The organism is Holdemanella sp. (genome assembly GCF_056804935.1).
Genome location: NZ_DBMEXE010000020.1, coordinates 1 through 1,122, shown reverse-complemented (window position 1 = coordinate 1,122; position 1,122 = coordinate 1). Strand labels below are relative to the sequence as shown.

Below are 1,122 nucleotides of genomic sequence, written 5' to 3'. Positions count from 1 at the left end.
AGGATGAGTTTAAAGAAAGAATGATTAGTGGTAATCTTCCAGAACCATGCCAAGTTCGTTTAAAAAGAAAAGACAAAGAATCTGAAAATAATATGAGCATTGAAGATCATATGAAAAGTTTGTTTCCTAATATAGAAATAAAAGAAGATTAGAAGGTGAAGTATGTATCCAAAAACATTTGATGATTTAATATATGAATTTCAGAAATTACCAGGAGTAGGTGCTAAAACGGCAGAGAGATATGCATTTACTGTATTAGGTTGGTCTGATGAAGAAATATCTGAATTGGCAGAAACGCTAGTAAATTTAAAAAAGAAAGTAAAGAAGTGTACGCGATGTGGTAATTTAACAGAAGATGAGCTTTGTGAGTTTTGTAAGAACTCTAATAGGAATCAGAATATCATATGCGTGGTGCAAAATCCGAAAGATATATCAGTAATAGAGTCTATGCAGCAATATAATGGTGTATATCATGTGCTAGATGGATTGATCAACACTCAAAAAGGAGTATTACCTGATCAATTGAATATAATGACTCTTTTAAATAGAGTGAATGAAAGAACAGAAGAAGTTATATTGGCTCTAGATCCTACAGTAGAAGGAGAAACAACTGCTTTATATATATCTAAATTATTAGAAGGGAAGTGTAGGGTAAGCAGACTTGCCCATGGTATCCCTGTAGGTAGTCATTTAGACTATACAGACGCTATGACGTTGTTAAAAGCGTTTGAAGGACGTAAAAGTTCGTAAATATGCTTAATCGTATGAAGTATGTATGATATTTCATACGATTTTTTTATATTTATAGGAAAATAAGTACAGAAATCATATAGAATTCATTATTCATATGAACAAAACAACAGATTATATAGTAAAATCATATAACATAGCATAAAGTGCTTTAAAAAAAAGATTATTCATATAATTATCACATGGAGAGAAAGAAACTGCACAAATGAACTTCTGAGTGTTCATATGAAACAATTATGATTTTTCATATCAATTTTTTATAAAATCTCTTTCATGTGAAAATAAGAAAGACAAAAAATGTAGAATATGAATTTAAATGTGAATTAAAAATATGTATGAAGACGTTCATATGAATGTAAAATGTTGTGTATA

Annotated in this window: 1 protein-coding gene; it reads left to right on the top strand. The window is 29.2% G+C overall.

Annotated elements, in window-relative coordinates; genetic code table 11:
• Positions 1–162: 162 nt before the first annotated feature.
• Positions 163–750, top strand: coding sequence for a recombination mediator RecR (gene recR, locus ACZQCL_RS01950; RefSeq protein WP_117925506.1), 588 nt, complete (start codon positions 163–165; stop codon positions 748–750).
• Positions 751–1,122 lie beyond the last annotated feature (372 nt).